Source organism: Chelatococcus sp. HY11 (genome assembly GCF_018398335.1).
Classification (GTDB): Bacteria; Pseudomonadota; Alphaproteobacteria; order Rhizobiales; family Beijerinckiaceae; genus Chelatococcus.
The window spans coordinates 994890-1016833 of record NZ_JAHBRX010000001.1 but is presented as its reverse complement, the minus strand read 5'-3'; the positions used below and the strand labels follow the sequence as shown (position 1 = coordinate 1016833).

Annotated in this window: 15 protein-coding genes and 1 pseudogene; 9 read left to right on the top strand and 7 right to left on the bottom strand. The window is 63.0% G+C overall.

The features are described 5' to 3' along the window. The first annotated feature begins 56 nt into the window (after positions 1-56). Entirely contained in the window at positions 57-2999 is a 2943-nt protein-coding gene (locus tag KIO74_RS04865; RefSeq protein WP_213330957.1) for a ribonuclease E/G, read from the top strand. A gap of 117 nt (positions 3000-3116) precedes the next feature. On the opposite strand, the gene KIO74_RS04860 is transcribed toward KIO74_RS04865, so the two are convergent. From KIO74_RS04860 to KIO74_RS04850, 3 genes are all read right to left on the bottom strand, one after another. Continuing rightward, positions 3117-4607, bottom strand: a complete 1491-nt coding sequence (locus tag KIO74_RS04860) for an MDR family MFS transporter (RefSeq protein WP_213330956.1) — start codon at positions 4605-4607, stop codon at positions 3117-3119. Between the two features lie 195 nt (positions 4608-4802). Then, on the bottom strand, positions 4803-6005 hold the full coding sequence (locus KIO74_RS04855) for an autotransporter outer membrane beta-barrel domain-containing protein (RefSeq protein ID WP_213330955.1): 1203 nt from the start codon (positions 6003-6005) through the stop codon (positions 4803-4805). A gap of 489 nt (positions 6006-6494) precedes the next feature. Continuing rightward, entirely contained in the window at positions 6495-7694 is a 1200-nt protein-coding gene (locus KIO74_RS04850) for a pyridoxal phosphate-dependent aminotransferase (RefSeq protein WP_213330954.1), read from the bottom strand. A 124-nt stretch (positions 7695-7818) separates the two neighbouring features. On the opposite strand from KIO74_RS04850, the gene KIO74_RS04845 reads away from it, so the two are divergent. The 6 genes from KIO74_RS04845 to aat all read left to right on the top strand — a co-directional run bounded on the left by KIO74_RS04845 (position 7819) and on the right by aat (position 13511). Further along, a complete protein-coding gene (locus tag KIO74_RS04845; protein WP_249730863.1) occupies positions 7819-9285 on the top strand; it encodes a M48 family metalloprotease in 1467 nt (488 codons plus the stop codon). Between the two features lie 52 nt (positions 9286-9337). Beyond that, complete coding sequence (locus KIO74_RS04840) at positions 9338-10123, top strand: DsbA family protein (protein ID WP_213330953.1); 786 nt, start codon at positions 9338-9340, stop codon at positions 10121-10123. 266 nt (positions 10124-10389) lie between these two features. Continuing rightward, positions 10390-10884, top strand: a complete 495-nt coding sequence (aroQ, locus tag KIO74_RS04835) for a type II 3-dehydroquinate dehydratase (protein ID WP_213330952.1) — start codon at positions 10390-10392, stop codon at positions 10882-10884. After that, positions 10881-11351, top strand: a complete 471-nt coding sequence (accB, locus tag KIO74_RS04830; protein ID WP_213330951.1) for an acetyl-CoA carboxylase biotin carboxyl carrier protein — start codon at positions 10881-10883, stop codon at positions 11349-11351. Before aroQ ends, accB begins: the two co-directional genes overlap by 4 nt. An 8-nt stretch (positions 11352-11359) precedes the next feature. After that, entirely contained in the window at positions 11360-12727 is a 1368-nt protein-coding gene (gene accC, locus KIO74_RS04825; RefSeq protein ID WP_213330950.1) for an acetyl-CoA carboxylase biotin carboxylase subunit, read from the top strand. 115 nt (positions 12728-12842) lie between these two features. After that, positions 12843-13511 (top strand): leucyl/phenylalanyl-tRNA--protein transferase, encoded by a 669-nt coding sequence (aat, locus tag KIO74_RS04820; protein WP_213330949.1) that lies wholly within the window; start codon positions 12843-12845, stop codon positions 13509-13511. Positions 13512-13580: 69 nt separating this feature from the next. On the opposite strand, the pseudogene KIO74_RS04815 reads toward aat, so the two are convergent. From KIO74_RS04815 to KIO74_RS04800, 4 genes and pseudogenes are all read right to left on the bottom strand, one after another. Next, a pseudogene (locus tag KIO74_RS04815) lies at positions 13581-13991 on the bottom strand (DUF2155 domain-containing protein); the annotation flags it as partial. Between the two features lie 101 nt (positions 13992-14092). Beyond that, entirely contained in the window at positions 14093-14629 is a 537-nt protein-coding gene (locus KIO74_RS04810; RefSeq protein ID WP_213330947.1) for a GNAT family N-acetyltransferase, read from the bottom strand. Positions 14630-14735: 106 nt separating this feature from the next. Then, the gene (locus tag KIO74_RS04805; protein WP_213330946.1) at positions 14736-15311 is read right to left on the bottom strand and encodes a GNAT family N-acetyltransferase; all 576 of its coding nucleotides are present in this window, start codon (positions 15309-15311) and stop codon (positions 14736-14738) included. Between the two features lie 105 nt (positions 15312-15416). Continuing rightward, positions 15417-15821, bottom strand: coding sequence for an NADH:ubiquinone oxidoreductase subunit NDUFA12 (locus KIO74_RS04800; protein WP_213330945.1), 405 nt, complete (start codon positions 15819-15821; stop codon positions 15417-15419). 827 nt (positions 15822-16648) lie between these two features. On the opposite strand from KIO74_RS04800, the gene KIO74_RS04795 reads away from it, so the two are divergent. Both KIO74_RS04795 and KIO74_RS04790 read left to right on the top strand, forming a co-directional pair. After that, positions 16649-20422, top strand: a complete 3774-nt coding sequence (locus KIO74_RS04795; protein ID WP_213330944.1) for a vitamin B12-dependent ribonucleotide reductase — start codon at positions 16649-16651, stop codon at positions 20420-20422. A 223-nt stretch (positions 20423-20645) separates the two neighbouring features. Next, positions 20646-21905, top strand: a complete 1260-nt coding sequence (locus KIO74_RS04790; RefSeq protein ID WP_213330943.1) for a GGDEF domain-containing protein — start codon at positions 20646-20648, stop codon at positions 21903-21905. Positions 21906-21944 lie beyond the last annotated feature (39 nt).

Genomic DNA, 21944 nt, shown 5'->3' with positions numbered 1-21944 from the left:
CAAGACGTCCAGGCCCATGACTCTCCGCGCGACGGCCGCCCATACGAGAGTTAACAATGGCCAACAAAATGCTTATCGATGCGGCCCACCCGGAAGAGACCCGGGTGGTCGTGGTTCGCGGAAACAAGGTTGAAGAGTTCGATTTCGAGTCGGCCAACCGCAGGCAGCTGCGTGGTAACATCTATCTCGCCAAGGTCACGCGCGTGGAGCCCTCGCTCCAGGCCGCCTTCATCGAATATGGCGGCAACCGGCACGGCTTCCTGGCCTTCAGCGAAATCCACCCGGACTACTACCAGATACCGGTCGCCGATCGGCAGGCCCTGATCGAGGAAGAGGCCCAGGCCGAGCGCGATGCCGAGCGTGACGAGGAGCGCGCCGCCAGCCGTCGCAGCTCGCGGGGACGCGAACGACGCCGCAATGACGACGAGACGGTGAGCAGCGCCGCCGCCGTCCCCGCGGACAGTGGTGACGAAACGGCCGCCGAGGACGCGGCCGCGACATCCGCCCCATCAACCGCCGAGGCCGCAGCGGACGAGAGCCGGCAGGACGGTGATCACTCGGTCGCCGAAGCCAAGGGCGAAACCTCCGACGCCACGTCCGACGAGGACGGCGACAGCGATGGCGACGACGCCGCCCATGAGGACGACGTCGTCGAGCAGGTCGGCGGATCGGCCGATGCCTCCGAGGAACTGCCGGACCGCCGCCAGCGCCCCCTGCGCCGCCAGTACAAGATCCAGGAAGTGATCAAGCGTCGCCAGGTGCTGCTGGTTCAGGTCGTCAAGGAAGAGCGCGGCAACAAGGGCGCCGCGTTGACCACCTATCTCTCGCTCGCCGGTCGCTATTCCGTGCTGATGCCCAATACCGCTCGTGGCGGCGGCATTTCGCGCAAGATCACCAATACGGCCGATCGCAAGCGCCTGAAGGAAATGGCCCAGGAGCTCGAGGTTCCTGATGGGATGGGGATCATCCTGCGGACCGCCGGCGCCCTGCGTACCAAGGCCGAGATCAAGCGCGACTTCGAATATCTCCTGCGCCTCTGGGAGAGCGTGCGCGAGCTGACCCTGAAGTCGACCGCCCCCGCCCTCGTCTATGAGGAAGGCTCGCTGATCAAGCGTGCCATCCGCGACCTTTACAACAAGGACATCGATGAAGTTCACGTGTCCGGCGAGGACGGCTACCGCGAGGCCAAGGATTTCATGCGCATGCTCATGCCGAGCCATGCGAAGGCGGTCCAGCCTTATCGTGAGACCCTCCCGATCTTCGTGCGCAACGGTGTCGAGTCCCAGCTCGACGCGATGTTCTCGAACCAGGTGACGCTCAAGTCCGGCGGCTACATCGTCATCAACCCGACCGAGGCGCTCGTTTCCATCGATGTGAACTCGGGGCGTTCGACGCGCGAGCACAATATCGAGGACACCGCGCTCAAGACCAATCTCGAGGCGGCCGAGGAAATTTCCCGGCAGCTGCGCCTGCGTGATCTGGCTGGGCTCATCGTCATCGACTTCATCGACATGGAAGAAAAGCGCAACAATCGCGCTGTCGAGAAGAAGCTGAAGGATTGCCTCAAGGACGACCGCGCGCGCATTCAGGTCGGGCGCATTTCGGCCTTTGGCCTCATGGAGATGTCACGCCAGCGCATCCGCACAGGCGTCCTGGAGAGCTCTTCCGTCCCCTGCCCGCATTGCGCCGGCTCCGGCTTCGTGCGTGCAACGCCCTCCATCGCTCTCCATATCCTGCGCTCCGTCGAGGAGACGCTGCTGAAGAGCGCCACGCATAACGTCACCATCAAGACGCCCGCGACGGTCGCGCTCTATATCCTCAATCAGAAGCGCGGCCATCTGCGTGATCTGGAGATGCGCTTCGGCGTGACGATTACCGTCGTCGCCGATGAAAGCTTCGTTGGCGCGACGCATTTTGCGCTGGAGCGCGGCGAGCTCGCGGTCAAGCCCGAACCCTCGATGTTCCCGGCCCGCGTGCAGGTCGACACCATCATTCCTGAAGAGGAGGAGGACGAGCCTGCCGCCGAGGATGAAGGCGACGAGGAGACCTCCGGGGACGAGGACAAGCCAGTTGAAGCTGAAGCGGCCCAGAGCGGTTCAGCCGCCGGACGGCATCCGGATGGCCAGCGCCGCGAAGCTGAAGGCGGCAATGGCGATGAAGGTGGCCGGCGCAGACGGCGCAGGCGGCGGCGGCGCGGCGGTCGCGGCGGAGATAATCGTGGCGAATCCGCGAACGGCTTCCACGCTGAAACAGCCGACCAGGATTCGTCCGGAGATGAGGCCGACGCCGAGGACACTTCCGACGCTATCGCGGCCGAGGAAGTTCAGGGCGAGGTGCCGGCGATTGCGGCCGCCAACGATGCCACGCCGATCGCAGACGACATCCTCGCCCCGGTTGAAGCGGTAGCCGACGCTGCTCCTGAGGCGGTGGAGGCCCTAGTGGACGAGGAACCGGCGACCGTCGCGGAGGCCCCTTCCGCCGAGCCCTCGACCAAGCCGAAGCGCCGCCGTTCCACCAAGGCCGCGAAGGCCGAGGCGACGGCTGCGCCGGCGGTCGCCCCGGCTGACGAGGCCGAGCCGACAGTTGAGTCCGCGCCCACGGCGAAGCCAAAGCCTCGCCGTCGCAAGGCAGCGGCGACGAAGGAACCCTCTGTGGCGCAAGATGCTGTCGCGGCTGCCCCGGAAACGGAAACCGCTTCTGGCGAAGAGACGGCTCTTGAAGCGGCGTCCACCGAGAAGGACGCAACGCCTGCAAAGAAAAAATCGACCCGTGCGCCGCGCAAGACCGCGACGACGGCTCGGGCAAAGACGTCGAAGGCAAAGGCTGGGGCAAGCGCCGATGCTTCGGACGCGCAAGAAGCCGAGCCTGCCGCCGCGTCGGATGAACAGGCCGCCCAAGCACCCGAGGTGGAGCCTGCGCAGGCATCCGCGCCAGCTAAAGATCGTCCCAAGCGCACGGGCTGGTGGTCAAGGGCTAAAGCCACCATTACCGGCGGTTAGTACGCTCCGACCGTTGCGGGCTCTCCGAAACAGTTCGGGGAGCCGTGCCGGGTGTAGGACAACAAAAAAAGGGCGGTTCGACCGCCCTTTTTTGTTGCCGCGTGGAACTTTGGCCCCCTACTCCATCGCTGCGGGTGGTGCCTCGCCGATCGTGCTGCGCAGGGGGCGCTCCTCCATGCGGATCAGGGCGCACAGGGCAATGCCGAACCAAATAGCGGCCGCAATGAAAACCCACCGGAATGTCGGCGCGAAATCCACCGTGCTGGCCGAGAAGGCAGCCGAGAGGTTTTCGTGGCTCAGGCCTTCACCGCTGTGCGACAGCAGCCCGAGCACAATGGCCCCGAAGATGGCGACGGCAACCGCGCCGCCCAACTGCCGCGCGAAATTCATCAACGCCATCGTCATCCCGAGTTGGTGCAAGGGCACGGCGTTCTGAATAGATATGGTCGTCACCGGCAGCGATGTGCCCAGCGACATGCTGATGACGATGAAAATGGCTTCCAGAGCCAGGAGTGGGAGGGGCTCCGGATGGATCGCCAGGATGATCAGGCCGATCGTCGAGATCGACAAGCCCACCACCGGAAGGCGCTTGTAGTGCCGGACCCGCGGCATCAGAATGCCGGAGATGAATGCTCCGCACACTGTTCCCGCCATGAGCGGTATCAGGGCCACACCGCTCGCGCCCGCGCTGAAGCGATAGACGGTCTGCAGGTAGATCGGCAGGTAGATGGATAGTCCGATGAAGGCACCCATCGAAAATCCGGTCGAGATATTGCCGGTGCGAACGACCTGGTTCTTGAGCAGCGATAGCGGCAGGAAGGGCTCCGGCGCGGCATGCAGACGGGCGACGAAGCCGATCCAGGCGAGGACGGAAACGACCGCGAGCCCGATGATCTCGATGGAAAGCCAGGGATAGTTGATACCGCCCCAATTCAGCAGCAACATCAACGAAACCGTGGCGGCAAGCAGAATGATCCCGCCCAGCACATCGATGCGATGCTTGCGCTCATGCCGAGGCAGCTTGCGCAGCAGGCGATAGGTCATCAGGAAGGCGAGAAGCCCGAGCGGGAGATTGATCCAGAAAATCAGGGACCAGTGCAGCTTGTCGGCGAAGAAGCCGCCGAGCAGCGGGCCCAGCACGCTCGCGGACAGGAACACCGAAGCGATGAAGGACTGATAGCGGGCGCGCTCCTTTGGCGAGGTAATATCGCCTATGATCGTCTGGGCGAGCGCGATAAGCCCGCCGCCGCCAAGCCCTTGAATGAACCGGCCGACGATCAGCGTGAGCATTGTCGGGGCGAGCGCGCAGAGCACGGAACCGACGATGAAAATACCGATGCCCACAAGCAGTGTAATGCGTCGGCCGTAAACATCGCTGAATTTGCCGTAAAGCGGCGTCACGGCCGTTGCGGCGAGCAGATAGGCCGTCACCACCCAAGGCAGATGGACGACGTCGCCGAGGGCGTGGCCGATGGTCGGCAAGGCTGTCGCGACGATTGTCTGATCGAGAGCGGCCAGGAACATCGCCAGGATCACGCCCAGAATGATCGACACGACCTCAGCATGGGTGAGCCTGCCGTGTTGGGGCTGAGGCGGAGCGATGTTCATGGTGATCCCTGGCTTGTTCCCTCTGCCGTCAGGGCCGGCATTCAGCGTCCTGGAAACGAGACGGGAGCAAGCCACGAGGCCAGTTGTCTATAACAGATTGAACAGGGATGCGATCTGCGATGAACGGGAGGCTGCCATGTGACAGGCCGCCTCCCGTGGGAACCTTGCCAGGCATCCAGAATGCCCGGAAAAGGATCACCAGTTGACGCGCAAGCCCGCCAGCACAGCGTGACTAGTCTCCGCGCCACGTCGTTCGGTGACGTAACTTGCGCTGAGTGTGGTGTTTTTCCCGATCCGGCCCTCGATTTCGGCCCCCAGGATCGCCGCGTCAGGCGAGCGTCTGCGCGCGCCCGTGGCTTTCTGGTCCGCGGCCATCTGGTTGAAGACCGCCGGGAACACGATGGCGGATGCGGGACTGTCGGCGACCAGATCCCTTGCCCAGTAAGCCTTCAGCTTGACGTTCACGCCATCGGCTTTCTTGAACGGCAAGGGCATTTCCATGCGCCCACCGACTAGACCACGGAGGTTGTTGACTGTCACGGCGCCGGCCAGATCGGGACGAGCGCTGGCTGCCGCGCCGCGCATTCCAGACAACGTCGTCCGATCGAATTCCAGACCGATCTCCGGGATCACACGTATCCCGGCCATCTGCGTCACATAGCCGGCGAAGGCCCCCCCCGAGAAGCCGTAGCCAGCGGCGCTGAACCGTTGCATGTCGCGCCGTGACATAGCCGCGAGGGATCGCTCGCTCAAAGCATAGGAGTTGAAGGATCCTCCGATATCGCCGCGCAACACGAATGACCCGAGGTCCACACGGCCATAGAGCGCCGCCTGGAAGCCGTCATGATCGATCCTCCCGTTCGCGCTCCGGCCGCTTGTCGAAAGATGACCAACCATACCGCCGACAAGAAGATTGCCATACGTCCGGTCAACTCCCACGAAGACGCCCCTGCTGTCGTAGCGCAGCCTTCCACCACGTGTCGCGGTGATACGCCCCAGACCAACGACCGGGGACATCCACAGCGTCCCGTCAGGACCACCCGCCGATGCCTTGTCATCAGCCACAGTTCCGCCGTCGGCGTTCAATTGATGCTGCGCAATGAGCCCCCGGCTGAAGCGTTGCGCCGCGAGTGCCATCCGCGCCACGTCGCTCCGCGACGGTGAGATGCGATTGTAGCCCGCATCGCCCTTGGTCGTATCGCTGGCAGAAGCCGAAGGCTTTTCGGCGCTGTTCTCACGCTTCTGCGTTTCGCCCTGGGGCTTGGGCACTTCGCCCTTGTGCTCCCCATCGCCCTTGTGTTTCCCGTCGCCTTGGTGTTCCGCGTTGTTCCCTCCCTCCGGTTGCTGCGGCTCGGTGCTCTTGCTCTCCTCGCCTGCGCCGGCATTGGCCTCGACCAACGGGGCCTTTGGCGTTTCACCGGAAGATGTGGTCAGGCATGACGAGGGCAGAGGAAGGCCCTTGTGTGAGCCGTCGCTTGTCCAACCGGGCTTAAGATTGCTCTCGCAATCGATCGGCCCCGCTGGGAGGGGGGTTACATTTTGAGTTTCAACACCGCGCGTTGTTCGCTCAATAGTCTGGTTAATCGTAACATTCTGTGGTTGAAACAGGGCAGTGACACCCGCTCCGACAGGCGTTTGAGACCAGGCAGCAAGAAGCGCTCCGCCAACCGCCGATAGAAAATCCGCCATGAAAAACTCTTAATGAAATAAAACAATGCCTTCCAATTGCATAAATATTTGTTGAAAATAATGTTATTTACGCCTGACTTCATGCAATGCGCGCGGGTAAAAATATAACAAAAAATAATTAGATTATTATTCCAGGTATTTCAGCGGAATAGAACTAACACGCCAAATACGAGCTCGCATGTGAGTGTCGATACGTTTTCAAATATGCGGCAACCAATTGCGAAGCCGCTCGACAGTGCCCCGGCAATCAGCTTCAGATCCCGCGAAGGACAGCCTGAGATAGCGATGGCCCTGGTCTTGATCGAAATCGAGCCCTGGTGTCGCCGCCACGCCCGTCTCAACAAGGAGGCGTCGGCAGAAGTCCATGGAATCGTTCGTGAACCGCGAGATGTCGGCATAGATGTAGAAGGCCCCGTCCGCCGGCGCGAGCCGGTCGAGGCCGATTCGCGGCAGTTCGCCGAGCAGCAACGCGCGGTTGGCGGCATAGCCTGCCTTGGTCGCCTCAAGCTCCTCGTCCGCGCCAAAGGACGCTTCAGCAGCGACCTGGCTGAGATAAGGCGGGGAAATGAAGAGATTCTGCGCGAGCCGCTCGATGGGACGAACGATCCGTTCCGGCACCACCAGCCAGCCGACGCGCCAGCCCGTCATGCAAAAATACTTGGAGAAGGAATTGACGATGATGGCGTCGTCGTCGAAGGCAAGCGCCGTTTCAGCCGGCGTCTCGTAGGTGAGGCCGTGATAGATCTCATCGGAGATGAACCAGAGCCCCAGCTCCCGGCAGGTTCGCCCGACCGCTTCAAGGGCGTCGCGGCCCATCAGGGTGCCGGTCGGGTTTCCCGGGCTCATGGTCAGGACGCCCGCGAGCGGCGCCTGCGCATGGATGCTGCGCAGCGTCTCGGCCTGCATGACCCAGCCGGATGAGGCATCGGCGGCAACCGGCACGGGCTCAAGGCCCAGCGCGAGCAGGATGTTGCGATAGGCGGGGTAGCCCGGCGAGGCGATCGCGACCCTCGCGCCTGGTTCAAAGAGCGCGAGGAACGCCAGTACGAATCCTCCCGAGGACCCTGTCGTCACCGCGATGCGCTCAGGCGCCAGGCTGCGCCCATAGAGACGACGGTAATGGCCGGCGATCGCCGCGCGCAGGCTCGGCAGGCCCAAAGCCTCGGTATAGCCGATACGACCGAGAGCAAGCGCGGCCTGGGCAGCCTCCCGCGCGAGGCGGGGAGCCGCTGCTGTGGGCTCGCCGATCTCCATGTGGATCACGCTGTCTCCCGCGCGTTCCTTGGTTTTGGCTGCGGACAGGACGTCCATCGCCAGGAACGGCGCTACGTTGGCCATCCGCGCGGCGAGACGAGGACCGAACTGATCGGAGGAAGCGGATGACACGGGCTTGGTCATGATAAAAGGAACCTCGGACGAAACGAGCGTCAATCGCGATGACGCCTTTCTGATTTGACTGAATTTCTACAATTTGTCCCGATAGCATGACGTCGCGTGATCCTGACGTGCAATCATGGACCTGATGAAAGAAAGAGTGCGTTCCATCAGCATGCGTTTCTCCCGATCTTTCCGTTTTCCCAAGCGTCTTCTGGCTCCGCTTAGTGCGGCTGCTGCCATCACCCGTGGCATGGTGGCGGGCGTCAGTTGCGCTGCCATGGTTCTGGTCCCCACCGCCGCCAAGGCCCAGAGCGGCGAGCGTAGCCCGATGATCGTGCGCGATGCGGAGATCGAGAAGCTCCTGATGGATTACGCCACGCCGGTCCTGAAAGCGGCGGGCATTCGTGTCAGCGCGGTGAAGGTCATTCTGATCCAGAATCCCACTTTCAACGCCTTCGTCGCCAATGGGCAAAAGATCTTCGTCAATACCGGGGCACTGATCGATTCGCGCACGCCGAATGAGATCATCGGCGTGCTCGCCCACGAAAGCGGACATATCGCCGGCGGGCATCTGGCGCGCCTGCACCAGCAGATCGCCAATGCCAAGATCCTCTCAGTCGTCGGCATGTTGGCAGGCGCGGGCGCGATGGTCGGCTCCGGCGGCGGGCGCGTCGGCCAGGGTGGCATCGGCGCAGGCGGCGTGCTGGCGGGTTCGCAGGAACTTGTCCGGCGCAATCTGCTCTCCTACCAGCGCTCAGAGGAACAGGCCGCGGATCAGGCTGCCGTCCGCTATCTCACCGCCACCGGGCAGTCGGCCAAGGGCCTGCTCGATACGATGAAGCGGATGGGGGACAATGCCCTGTTCCGCACATCCGGTCTGGACCCTTATGTGCTCAGCCACCCCCTGCCCCAAGAGCGGATGTCAGCGCTTGAGCAGTTGGCTACCAAAAGCCCCGCCTACAACACGAAGGATTCAGCATCACTCGTCGCCAGGCACGAACTGATGCGCGCCAAGCTGTCGGGCTTCACCGAACGGCCGGAAACGGTGATGCGCCGCTATCCTCCCAGCGACCGGTCGGTGGCGGCCCGCTATGCTCGCGCGATCCTGGCTTACAAGACCGCCCGCTCCAGCCAGGCGGTGACCCTGATGGACGAGCTTCTGCGCGAGCAGCCGAAAAATCCCTATTTCTGGGAGATGAAGGGCCAAGCCCTGCTGGAGAGCGGTAGGGCGCGGGAGGCGATTGCGCCGTTGCGGCAGGCCGTTGCTCTCGCCCCGTCCTCATCGCTGATTCGCGCCATGCTCGGTCGAGCGATGGTTGCCTCCGGCGACCCGGGCACCATCGACCAGGCCATCCGTGAGCTCTCGAATGCAACCCAGCGCGAGCCCGAGCTTGCCGATGCATTCCGCGATCTGTCGACAGCCTATGCCCGCAAGGGTGACATCGGCATGGCCGAGCTTTCGGCGAGCCAATACTATTTCGCCAGAGGCGAGTGGGATCAGGCCGCCACGCAGGCAACTCGCGCGAAGGCGAAGCTCAAGCCCAATTCGCCGGCTTGGCTGCGCGCCGACGACATTTTAGCCTATCAACCGGAGCGGCCGCCGGGTAAGTGACACAATCCGGGCGCACAGGGTGTGAACGCTTTTGACAGATTGGATATCGTGCATGCGCTTTTCGTTCCTTTCGCGCGCCGCAATTCTCGCCGTTTTGGCGCTCATCGCTACCCCGTCGCTTGTCCAGGCGCCAGCCGCGGCCGCGGAACTGTCGGTCACGGAGAAGACGGCCATCGAGCAGGTCGTGCGCGACTATCTCCTGCGCAATCCCGAGGTGCTTCAGGAGGCCATGGTCGAGCTAGAGAAACGCCAGCAGGAAAGCCAGCGCAAGGCACAGGAAGATGCCGTGGCCGCGGAGATGGCCGCGCTCTATGACGCCGAGGGCAATATCGTCGTCGGCAACCCGAAGGGCGACGTCACCCTCGTCGAGTTTTTCGACTACAACTGCGGCTACTGCAAGCGAGCGCTCGACGACGTCACCGCGCTTGTGAAACAGGACCCGAAGCTGCGCGTGATCCTCAAGGATTTCCCGATCCTTCGCCCTGAATCGCTGGATGCGGCGCTCTACGCGCGCGCCGCCCAACATCAACTCCCCGGCGAGAAGTTCTTCGACTATCACACCCGACTGATGAGTTCGAAGGGCCTGGTCGGCAAGGAGCGGGCTGTCGCGGTCGCGAAGGAAATGGGGCTCGACCTCTCACGCCTCGAAAAGGATGCGACGTCCGACGCGCTCAAGGCGGAAGTCAGAGAGACGCTCGCCCTCGGGGACAGGCTCTCGCTGACGGGGACGCCGGCTTTCGTGCTCGGCAAGGATGTGGTCTTCGGCGCGGTTGGTCATGATCCGCTGAAACAGGCCATCGCCTCTGTCCGTCAGTGCGGGCGTACCACCTGTTCCTGACCCCCGGCATCAAGCCATGCGACGGCGCTTCATCGGCGAGCCCGGCCCGCCGGGACGATCGTCGATGAAGCGCGTGCTCTTCCCCTCGAACGCGGTTCGCGCTAAGACGCGCCCTTGCGATGGAACGGCAGAGCACGGTCATGGCTCGGGAATTCTGTTGGCAGTTTGATTGCAGCCATCAAGTTCTCTTGCCATCGGGCCACTCTTGCCACTGAACTCAATCAGCCAAGATCCCGTTTTCGTTTTGGCGCAACCTTCGGGCGGATATGGTCGCAATTCATGTCATCAACGGCCCCAACCTCAACCTGCTGGGACGGCGCGAGCCGGAAACCTATGGCAGCTTGACCCTGGCCGATATCGAGCAGCGCCTGCGTGATCGCGCGGCCGCTCGTGGTGACGTCGCACTGACCTTCCGCCAGAGCAATAGCGAAGGCGACCTCGTCACCTTCATTCAGGAAGCAGGGCTCGCCGGCGCAGGTATCATTCTCAACGCGGCCGCCTATACCCATACCTCCATCGCCTTGCGCGACGCGATCAAAAGCGTCGACGCCCTCGCCATCGAAGTGCATCTCTCGAATGTGCATGCGCGTGAGGAATTTCGCCATCACTCCACCATCGCAGCAGTCGCGATCGGGGTCATCTGCGGCTTCGGCGCAGCGAGCTACGATCTGGCCTTTGACGCGCTCGTGCCGATCCTTGAGAAGCGCGACAGCATGAAGGCCCCCAAGACTGCCGCCAAGGCTACCGGAACCTCTCAATGACGAAACTGCCAACGGCCAAGCAAAGCCCGATCGATCCTGAACTCGTACACGAGCTGGCACGCCTGATTTCCGAGACGGATCTCACCGAGATCGAAGTCGAGAAGGGAGATCTGCGCATTCGTGTGGCGCGCAACGTGACGACGGCGGTGCATGTGCCTGTTGCAGCGCCCGTTGCCCCGGCCGCGCCCGTCCCCGCCGCGATCTCTGCACCGGCCAAGCCGGATGCGCACCACCCCGGCAGCGTCACCTCGCCGATGGTCGGCACCGCCTATCTCCGCCCGTCACCGGACGCCAAGCCGTTCATCGATATCGGCACACGCGTCGAGAAGGGCGACAAGCTCCTGCTCGTCGAGGCCATGAAGACCTTCAACGATATCGTCGCGCCGCGCGCGGGCGTCGTGACGGCCATTCTGGTCGAGGACGGGCAGCCGGTGGAATACGGCGAGCCTCTTCTCGTGATCGAATGACGATGCCGATGTTTGACAAGATCCTCATCGCCAATCGCGGGGAAATCGCGCTTCGCATCTTGAGGGCGTGCAAGGAACTCGGCATTGCGACGGTTGCCGTGCACTCCACGGCGGATGCGGATGCCATGCACGTGCGGCTTGCCGACGAGAGCGTCTGCATCGGCCCGCCGGCTGCGCGCGAGAGCTATCTGAATATTCCCTCGTTGATCGCGGCCTGCGAGATCACGGGCGCGGATGCCATCCACCCCGGATATGGCTTTCTCTCGGAGAACGCCCATTTCGCCGAGGTGCTCAGCGATCACGGCATCACCTTCATCGGCCCCAAGGCAGAGCACATCCGCCTGATGGGCGACAAGATCGAAGCCAAGCGCACGGCGCGCAGCCTCGGCATCCCTTGCGTTCCGGGTTCGGACGGTGGCATCACCGACGCCGAGGAAGCGACGCGGGTGGCGGCCGATATCGGCTATCCCGTGCTCATCAAGGCGGCGGCCGGCGGCGGTGGACGCGGCATGAAGGTGGCGCGCTCGGCCGACGAGTTGCATCACGCGCTCGCCACCGCGCGCGCGGAAGCCCGTGCCGCCTTCGGTGACGACGCTGTTTATATCGAGAAATATCTCGAGAAGCCCCGCCACATCGAGATACAGGTGCTCGGCGACGGCAAGGGCAACGCCATCCATCTCGGCGAGCGCGACTGCTCGTTGCAGCGCCGCCATCAGAAGGTGTGGGAGGAAGGGCCCTCACCCGCGCTCAACCATTCTGAGCGCGAGCGCATCGGCGACACGGTCGCCAAGGCTATGCAGAAACTCGGCTATCTCGGCGCGGGTACGGTCGAATTCCTCTATGAGAACGGCGAGTTTTATTTCATCGAAATGAACACGCGCATCCAGGTCGAGCACCCGGTCACTGAAATGATCACCGGGATCGATCTGGTCAACGAGCAGATCCGCATCGCGGCCGGCAATCCGCTTTCGATCTCGCAGAAGGACGTTCAGATCGAGGGCCATGCGGTCGAGTGCCGGATCAATGCCGAGCATCCGGCCACCTTCCGGCCGTCGCCGGGCACCATCACCTATTTCCACCCGCCGGGTGGCCTTGGCGTGCGTGTCGATTCGGCCGTCTACCAGGGCTACCGCATCCCGCCGCACTACGATTCACTCGTCGGCAAGCTGATCGTTCATGGCCGCACACGAACGGAATGCCTGATGCGGCTGCGGCGCGCGCTCGACGAATTCGTGGTGGATGGCATCGAGACCACCCTGCCACTTTTCCGGACCCTCGTGCGCAACCAGGATATCCAGAACGGCATCTATGATATCCACTGGCTGGAGCATTTCCTCGATGACGGCGGCGTCGACGAAATAATGTCCTCCATTTAACGCGAAATGCGATATCATCAGATCAGCATATCGCTATATCTGATTGATTTTATTATCAATATCGGGAGATGGGGCGATGATGTTCCATCCCCTCCCGTCTCGGTATAGGGCGGTGATGAATCGGTCATCGGTCGAAATCACGCCGGAGATCCTGCTCAGGGCCTATGCGAGCGGGCTGTTTCCAATGGCCGAAAACGCCGACGACCCAGGCCTGTTCTGGGTCGAGCCGAAGGAACGAGGCATCATTCCCCTCGACGGCTTCCACGTCCCCCAGCGCTTGGCGCGCACGGTCGCTTCGGACCGTTTCGAGATCACCGTCGACCAGGATTTCGACGCGGTGATCGCCGGCTGCGCGGCGCCGGATGATGGTCGCGAGGAAACCTGGATAAACGGCCGCATCCGCGCGCTTTATGGCGAGCTATTCGACCTGGGCTATTGCCATACCGTCGAGGTTCGCGACGCTGGCCGCCTCGTCGGTGGTCTCTACGGCGTCTCGCTGGGCGCCGCCTTTTTCGGCGAGAGCATGTTTCACCGCGAGCGCGACAGCTCGAAGGTCGCCCTGGTGCATCTCGTCGCGCGCCTCAGACGCGGCGGCTACACATTGCTCGACACCCAGTTTGTGACGGCTCATCTCGCTCGCTTCGGCGCGCTCGCCGTTCCACGCAAGGCCTATATGACGGAGCTCGAAGCCGCGCTCGAACTGCAGGGCGAATGGTGGAGCTGGCCGCCCGGACTTGACGTCAGTGGAGCTGAAGCGCTGGCGGAACTGGCTTTACCGGCGTGAGTATCAGCGACGGGTGGGTGCGGGACGTTGCGAAGGAGGAACCTCGGGCGGCGCGGTGTCACCGCTTCCGTCCTTGGGCTCGACGATGACCTCCGTCCCGCCTTTGCAATCGGTCAGCCAGATATCGTAGACGGCATGTTCGATGCCGTGCAGGCCCGGGCTTGCCGCATACATCCAGCCTGAAAACAGACGGCGGCGCTCATTGCTGGCCGTCGTCACCTCATCCACGATCACGAACGCCGTGGTGTTGGGCGTCTCGGTGGCCGGCCGGGTATAGCAGGCGCGCGGCGTGAGCTGCAGGGCACCGAATTGAACGGTCTCGTCAACGGCCGCTTCGAAAGAGACGATGCGACCCGTGATCTTGTCCAGGCCCGAGAAAACCGCGACGGGATTTTTGATTCGATCCGCCTTGGCACCATGGCTGGCCCCAACAAGACAGGTCATCGCCAAGGCAAGAGCGGGCAGAAGCTTGGAATTCATTGTTCTATCTTATCGCAGCTCAATCAGGAGGGAAGCCGACGTGACTGCATACACCCTCCGGCGTCCCTTGCGACACCCCCGCGACGCGAATTCGGGCCATGTCACAATCGTCCAGGTGCCAGATAGCCACGAAGGTTGACATAGGCCGCGATGCGCCACCGGCCGTCCACCCTTTGCCAGGCATCACTCCTCGTCACGTCGAGCTCCATGGCGCGACCGGCGCGCACGAAGCCGAGGCGCTCATAGAATCCTCGGCTTTCGTCCAGGCTCACCAATTTCAGCATCCGGATGCTGGGCAAAGCGTTCACGGCGTGCTCGATCAGCATCGAGCCGGCACCCTGTTGTCCAGGATGGCTCATCAAAGTCTCGACAGTGCCGATATCGGCCGACAGGGTGATGGAGATAAGGCCCACCATGCTCTCGCCGAAGAAATAACCGAAGTGAACGTCGCCCAATCCAATATGGGTCAGGAACCGTGTCGAGCCGATGCGGTAATTCCACACTTTGATGTGGGGATCGTTTTCATCGCCCTGACAGCGCCAAAGCCCGATCTCATGGCGAAATGCCGCGCGCAGCCGATGAAATTCACTTTGGCCGATCGGCCGGATCGGCGGTCGCGCGAGCCATCTCTGCGTCATTGGGGATCACCATTCCATCCGCGGCAGCCGCGCGCCATGGAAACTAGCCTGATGGATCGTAGATATAACAGGCAATCCATGGAAAACGGATTGCCATCGCTGCCCGCTAGGGAGGCGGTGCCTTCGGCGGAAGCGGCGATGTCTCGTCGCTCCATGTCGCGAAGTTCGCTAGATGGGCATAGGCCTTGAGGCGCCATCGGCCGCCGGCTTGTTCCCACTGGGGGCTTCCGCGCAGATCGAGACGCATCTGATTCTCCTGCAGCGGCAAAAAGCCCAGACGCAGATAGAAATCTCTTGCCCGGACCAGCGTCGCCAACCTGACTTCGGTGACCGGCCGCGCCCAATCGTTCACGATATGCTCGATCAGAAGCGATCCCGCGCCCTGCTGGCCGGGATGCGTGAGCAAGAGCTCCAGGTAAAGGTACTCCGCATGCCGGCTGTTGATGATAGCAACCCCCGCGACATGCGGGCCTAATGTGCAGGCGAAATAGGCCGAACCGTTAAAAAGCCCGGTCATGCCTCTGATTGTTCGGATGCGATGGTTCCAGGCGCGCGCATCTGCGTCTTGCGATCGCGGCAACAGCCATGCGGAGGCGTCCGCTGCGAGCGCCTCCTCCAGGCGCGCGAACTCCCTCACGTCGACGCGCCGGACTGGCGCCTGACTGCCCCAGATTACCGGCATGGCGCGGGGCTCGCAGCGGCCCACCGCGCGATCGTGGCTAGGGCAGCAGTTCCCGAGGCAAAGGCAACCAAGAGATCGAGGGGTCCAAGATCGAGGGGTCCGAGATCAAGGGGTCCAGGCGCTGTAGTCGCCGGTCGCCTGCGGGCGGCGACCTTCCGCGAGTGTGGAACCGGCCGGGCGATACGCGTCAGGTGTGCCCGTCATGTTCTCGCGGTGAGGCCGCTGCCACTCCTTGGGCTGGTAACCGTCCTGGGTGGGTGGGACGTCGGTCGTGTGGTGCATCCACCCATGCCAGCCCGATGGAATGGCCGAGGCCTCGGCGTAGCCGGCATACACAACCCAGCGGCGCTCAAAACCAAGCGCCGGATCCTTGGCGCCACCCTTCGTGCGATAGTAGGTGTTGCCGAACTCGTCCTGACCGACCCGTTCGCCAAACCGCCACGTCCAGAACTGCGTTCCGAACGTCTGCTTGTTCCACCAGGTAAAGACGCGCAGGAGAAAGTCTTTCATCACCACATATCCCAAAGGCCGGGTCCGAGCCGACGATCGTCGCCGAGGTTATGGCCCCCGTGGTGATGCTTGTCCAGTCTGACAGACTGTCTCCCCCACATGCGAGACCAAACAAGTGCGTTAAGAGGCGCATTCCCGGGTTATGGCGGAACACCCGTCTGCGCTCCCCACCGACGCATCCGCCAAGCCGACGCCCGTCAAGTCCCTCGCGACGCCCGGCAGCGATTCGCGGAAGTGCGCTGCCATAGGATCTCCACAGCGTCGAGCCAGAATCGCCAAAACACCACTAAATGTAGAGCGCCGCCTTCACCCCATGGGGATGGAGGTGGAAAATTCGATTGTGGTGAACAAATGGTGACACTGTGGCCGGTATCCCCAGGAATGGGGAAAAGCCTTGTTTCCCATTACCATCAGGCACGTTTATTCTAGTGGTGCTGAAACGACGGTAAGGCGCAACAACGGCTCTAGAGATTGCGCGTCAAAAAACTTGAACCCCCTAGATATTGACGCACAGGGCAGGATCGCACTAACTTCCAGCCATGCTTCGTCAGCTGCGTTTCTGCTGACGCACCTCAGAATAAGTTTCACAAATGTGTTCAGCGGCAAGCGGTGTTGCGAAACAGCGTGGGCTGCTGCGTGTCTGAATGTCCCCCGGGCCCAGTCGGTGCCGCGGTTTGGACGCGGCCTTCCCTTGCGGTTTCTTACGCAAGGTAAGGGTGCGGATGAAGCATCCCCCGGTGCCCCTCTCCGTAGCGTTCAAGCTTGGTACATGGCGGGCCACCCCCCATATTTAGCGATGGCGGGCGACCGCCAAAGGGATCACATCCATGCGGATCGAGCGCCGGTACACCGAAGAGGGACAGTCTCCCTACGCCTCCATCGAGTTCAGAGCCGCGACGAGCGAGATCAGGAATCCCGATGGATCGACGGTGTTCAAGCTCGACGCCTTCGATGTGCCCGCGAGCTGGAGCCAGGTCGCCAGCGACGTCATCGCCCAGAAATACTTCCGCAAGGCCGGCGTCCCCGCACGCTTGAAGCGTGTGGAGGAGAACGATGTCCCTTCCTTCCTCTGGACGTCCGTCGCCGACACCGAAGCCCTCGCGCTCCTTCCCGAGGCCGAGCGCTATACGTCGGAAACATCAGCGCGGCAGGTGTTCGACCGCCTCGCGGGCTGCTGGACCTACTGGGGCTGGAAGGGCGGCTATTTCTCCGACGAAGCCGACGCCAGCGCCTTCTTCGACGAACTGCGCTTCATGCTGGCGAACCAGATGGTCGCGCCGAATTCCCCGCAGTGGTTCAACACCGGCCTGCACTGGGCCTACGGCATCGATGGGCCGAGCCAGGGCCACTATTATGTGGACTTCAAGACCGGCAAGCTGACGAAATCAAAGTCGTCCTACGAACACCCCCAGCCGCATGCCTGCTTCATCCAGTCGGTAAGCGACGACCTCGTCAATGAGGGCGGCATCATGGACCTGTGGGTCCGTGAGGCGCGGCTTTTCAAATACGGCTCCGGTACCGGCTCCAACTTCTCGAAGCTGCGCGGTGAGGGCGAGAAGCTGTCGGGCGGTGGCCGCTCCTCCGGCCTCATGTCCTTCCTCAAGATCGGCGACCGCGCGGCCGGCGCCATCAAGTCGGGCGGCACCACGCGCCGCGCCGCCAAGATGGTCGTGGTCGACGTCGACCATCCCGACATCGAGACCTACATCGACTGGAAGGTGAAGGAAGAGCAGAAGGTCGCGGCGCTCGTCGCGGGCTCCAAGGCCTGCCAGAAGCATCTGAAGGCCGTGCTCAAGGCCTGCATCAACTGTGAATCGCAGGGCGGCGAGAAGCCTGACTCCTGCTACGATCCGGAGAAGAACCCGGCGCTGAAGCGCGAGATCAAGCTCGCCCGCCGCGCCTTCGTGCCCGATAACTACATCAAGCGCGTCATCCAGTTCGCGCGACAGGGCTACACGGACATCTCCTTCGACGTCTATGACACCGATTGGGATTCGGAGGCCTATGCGACCGTCGCCGGCCAGAACTCCAACAACTCCGTGCGCGTTGACGACGACTTCCTGAACGCGGTGGAAGAAGATCGCGATTTCACCCTGAAGGCGCGCCTCACCGGCAAGCCGGTGAAGACGCTGAAGGCGCGTGAGCTGTGGGAGAAGATCGGCTATGCGGCCTGGGCCTCGGCCGATCCCGGCATTCAGTTCCACACCACCATCAACGACTGGCACACCTGCCCGGCCTCGGGCCCGATCGTCGCGTCGAACCCGTGCTCGGAGTACATGTTCCTCGACGACACGGCCTGCAACCTCGCTTCCGCGAATCTGCTGCAGTTCTATGACCGCGCGACACGCCGCTTCGACGTCGAGGCCTTCGAGCATGCTTGCCGGCTGTGGACCCTCGTCCTCGAAATTTCGGTGACGATGGCGCAGTTCCCGTCAAAGGAAATCGCGGAGCTTTCCTACAAGTACCGCACGCTCGGTCTTGGCTATGCGAATATCGGCGGCCTCCTGATGACGATGGGCCTGCCCTACGATTCCGCTGAGGCGAGAGCCCTTGCGGGCGCCATCACAGCCGTCATGACCGGCATTTCCTACGCCACGTCAGCCGCGATGGCGCGGGAGCTCGGCCCCTTCCCCGGCTATGCCAAGAACTCGCCCCACATGTTGCGCGTCATCCGCAACCACCGCCGCGCGGCGCACGGCGAGGCGACGGGCTACGAGAAGCTGGCGACCGATCCCGTGCCGCTTGATCACGCCTCCGCCGCGAAGCTTGGTGAGCTCGGGAGCAATCTGGTCGCCCATGCGGTCGCCGCCTGGGACGAAGCGCTGACGCTCGGCAAGGCCCATGGCTACCGCAACGCCCAGACGACCGTGCTCGCGCCGACCGGCACGATCGGCCTCGTCATGGACTGCGACACCACGGGCATCGAGCCCGACTTCGCGCTGGTGAAGTTCAAGAAGCTGGCCGGCGGCGGCTATTTCAAGATCATCAACCGTGCTGTCCCGGATGCGTTGCGCTCCCTCGGTTATCGCGAATCCGAGATCGCCGAGATCGAGGCCTACGCGGTCGGCCACGGATCGCTCGCCCAGGCGCCGGCCATCAACAAGACGACGCTCGCGGCCAAGGGATTGCCCGAGGAGAAGATCGCGACCCTCGAGGCGGGCATGAAGTCGGCCTTCGACATCAAGTTCGTGTTCAACAAATGGACCCTCGGCGAGGACTTCCTCATCGGGACCCTCGGCATTCCCGCCGAGCGCCTCAACGACCCGACCTTCGATCTCCTCGCCCATCTCGGCTTCTCGAAGGCCGATGTCGAGGCCGCGAACATCCACATCTGCGGAGCTATGACGCTGGAGGGCGCCCCGCATCTCAAGACCGAGCATTATGCCGTCTTCGACTGCGCCAATCCATGCGGCCGCACCGGCAAGCGCTACCTTTCGGTCGAGAGCCACATCCGCATGATGGCGGCGGCGCAGCCGTTCATCACGGGTGCCATCTCCAAGACGATCAACATGCCCAATGACGCCACCGTCGAGGATTGCAAGGAGGCCTATCTCCTGTCCTGGCGCCTGGCGTTGAAGGCGAATGCTCTCTACCGCGACGGCTCCAAGCTGTCGCAGCCGCTGAACTCGGCTCTCATCAACGAGGAAGAGGACGAGGTCGAGGATGCCGTCGATGCCCTTCTCGCCCAGCCCACCGCCGCACGGACCGCGCAGGTCGCCGAGCGCATCGTCGAGAAGATCATCGAGCGGGTCGAGCGGGTGCGCGAGCGCGAGAAGATGCCGGATCGCCGCAAGGGCTACACCCAGAAGGCGGTCGTAGGCGGCCACAAGGTCTACCTGCGCACCGGCGAATACGCCGACGGCCGGCTCGGCGAGATCTTCATCGACATGCACAAGGAGGGCGCGGCCTTCCGGGCGATGATGAACAACTTCGCCATCGCCGTATCGCTCGGCCTTCAATATGGCGTGCCGCTCGAGGAATATGTGGAGGCCTTCACCTTCACCCGCTTCGAGCCTGCCGGCTTCGTGGCTGGCAACCAGTCGATCAAGAACGCCACCTCGATCCTCGACTACGTGTTCCGCGAGCTGGCGATCTCCTATCTCTCCCGCTACGACCTCGCCCATGTCGACCCGAGCGAGATCGGCTTCGACGTGATCGGCAAGGGCGAGAATCAGGCAAAGGCCCCGGAGGGCAGCACGCCGGCGCCCACGCAGCAGGTGATCTCGAAGGGGTTCGTGCGCGGCAAACCGACCAACTTCCTCACCATTCCCGGTGACAAGCGCGATGCGCCGAAGACCCCGGGCGCCATGGCCTCCGCGCAGCCGGCCAGCGCGACGGTGGTCGCCTTCGCCGGTACCGGCGCCGTGGCTTTGAAGAGTGAACCGGAAGAGGACAGGGAGCCCATCGGCGAGGAAGCTTTCGCATCGCTCGGCTTCGCCGCCCCAGCCAATCAACAGCGCACAGTGTCCGATCGCAGGGCCGAGGCGCGGATGAAGGGCTACGAGGGCGAGGCCTGCCCGGAATGCGCGAACTTCACCCTGGTCCGCAACGGCACCTGCATGAAGTGCGACACCTGCGGCTCGACGACCGGCTGCAGCTGAGTCCTATCCTCATCGTCCATTTCTGACACTCATGGCCGGGCTTGTCCCGGCCATTTTCATGGAGCGGGATGCGACGCCGCCAGCCGTTGCATCGCCTCCCCCTTGCGCGGCATACCGCGCGCGCTACAAGCAACAGGATTGAAGGTTGCTATCGCGGGTGCTGAGGGCAGCCTCGATGAGACAGCCTCGCCGGTAGGCCGAGGGAGTGAAGGTTGGCCGCCTCATGATGCTCGATGTACGGACCCTGTTCGTCGTGGTGGTTTTCATCACCATCGTTGCTGGCGCGTGGCTCAGCTTCTCGGCGCTGCAACACCGTGACCGGCGCCCGCTCGCCCTGTGGGGAGGCTGCTACTTTCTGGTCGGCTTCGGCGTCGCTGTCCTCGCGACCCATGAGCTCATGCCCGATGCCGCGCGAATCATCACCGGAAACAGCCTTATCCTCTTAGGTTATGGCGCGGCCTGGCAGGGCGCGCGCGCCTTCGATGGGCGCCCGATGCAATGGGCCGGCTTTTCCCTTGGCACCGTCATCTGGCTTGGCGTCTGCCTGATACCGACATTCCTGGAAACCCTGGCACTCAGGGTCATGCTCGTTTCGGGCGTCATCGCCGCCTATTCCTTCGCCACCGCCATGGAGCTGTGGCGGGGGCGCGGTGAACTGGCGTCTCGCGTGCCGGGTGTCGTTTTGCTCTGCGTCCATGCAGCGATTTTCATCATCCGAGCCATCGACGCGCCGAACCTGCCTCTTCCCGACAGCGGTTTCCTGACCGCCTGGAATTGGAACATGGTTCTTGCCTTCGAGACCCTCATCTTCATGCTCGGCATGGCTTTCATCGCCACCGCCATCATGAAGGAGAAGCTCAGCTTCGAACATCGGCGCGAGGCACTGGTCGATCCGTTAACGGAAGCTCTCAACCGGCGCGGCTTCGAGCTGCGTGGTCTGCAGGTCTTGCGCCGGCATGCGGCGGCGCATGAGCCGATCGCGGTCATCGCTTTTGACCTCGATCACTTCAAGTCCGTCAACGACACATTCGGCCATGCGATGGGCGATGCGATCCTCGTGCAGTTCAGCCAGATCGCCAGCCGCTATCTCAGGTCGAGTGACATGCTGTTCCGCATGGGCGGCGAGGAATTCACCGCCTTGCTACCCGGCGCGAGCGTCAATGACGCGCACCTCGTCGCGGACAGAATCAGGAGCTCCTTCTTCGAAGCCGTCCGGCAATCCTGTGACGGTCGCGGAGTGACCGTCAGTGCCGGCGTCGCTTCATCCGGAACCCACGGCTATGACGCGGAAGAGCTTCTGTCCGCCGCCGACAAGGCGCTCTATCGCTCCAAGAACGAGGGGCGGAACCGGGTGACGCAGGACGGCGACCCACTGCCTCCTCCGCCCCTCAGTGGCAGCAATATCGCGATCTTCCCGAGTCGCGGCCGCAACGGTTCCCTTCACCAATCCGCCAATGGAAGCTCATCAGAACCCAGGCGGTAGAGACATATCGTTTTCGCGGGTCGCCGGAACCACGATCGG

Coding starts and splice junctions, on each gene's coding strand:
- KIO74_RS04865 (WP_213330957.1), top strand. CDS start 57: ATGGCCAACAAAATGCTTATCGATGCGGCCCACCCGGAAGAGACCCGG.
- KIO74_RS04860 (WP_213330956.1), bottom strand. CDS start 4,607: ATGAACATCGCTCCGCCTCAGCCCCAACACGGCAGGCTCACCCATGCT.
- KIO74_RS04850 (WP_213330954.1), bottom strand. CDS start 7,694: ATGACCAAGCCCGTGTCATCCGCTTCCTCCGATCAGTTCGGTCCTCGT.
- KIO74_RS04845 (WP_249730863.1), top strand. CDS start 7,819: ATGAAAGAAAGAGTGCGTTCCATCAGCATGCGTTTCTCCCGATCTTTC.
- KIO74_RS04840 (WP_213330953.1), top strand. CDS start 9,338: ATGCGCTTTTCGTTCCTTTCGCGCGCCGCAATTCTCGCCGTTTTGGCG.
- aroQ (WP_213330952.1), top strand. CDS start 10,390: ATGGTCGCAATTCATGTCATCAACGGCCCCAACCTCAACCTGCTGGGA.
- accB (WP_213330951.1), top strand. CDS start 10,881: ATGACGAAACTGCCAACGGCCAAGCAAAGCCCGATCGATCCTGAACTC.
- accC (WP_213330950.1), top strand. CDS start 11,360: ATGTTTGACAAGATCCTCATCGCCAATCGCGGGGAAATCGCGCTTCGC.
- aat (WP_213330949.1), top strand. CDS start 12,843: ATGAATCGGTCATCGGTCGAAATCACGCCGGAGATCCTGCTCAGGGCC.
- KIO74_RS04810 (WP_213330947.1), bottom strand. CDS start 14,629: ATGACGCAGAGATGGCTCGCGCGACCGCCGATCCGGCCGATCGGCCAA.
- KIO74_RS04805 (WP_213330946.1), bottom strand. CDS start 15,311: ATGCCGGTAATCTGGGGCAGTCAGGCGCCAGTCCGGCGCGTCGACGTG.
- KIO74_RS04800 (WP_213330945.1), bottom strand. CDS start 15,821: ATGAAAGACTTTCTCCTGCGCGTCTTTACCTGGTGGAACAAGCAGACG.
- KIO74_RS04795 (WP_213330944.1), top strand. CDS start 16,649: ATGCGGATCGAGCGCCGGTACACCGAAGAGGGACAGTCTCCCTACGCC.
- KIO74_RS04790 (WP_213330943.1), top strand. CDS start 20,646: ATGATGCTCGATGTACGGACCCTGTTCGTCGTGGTGGTTTTCATCACC.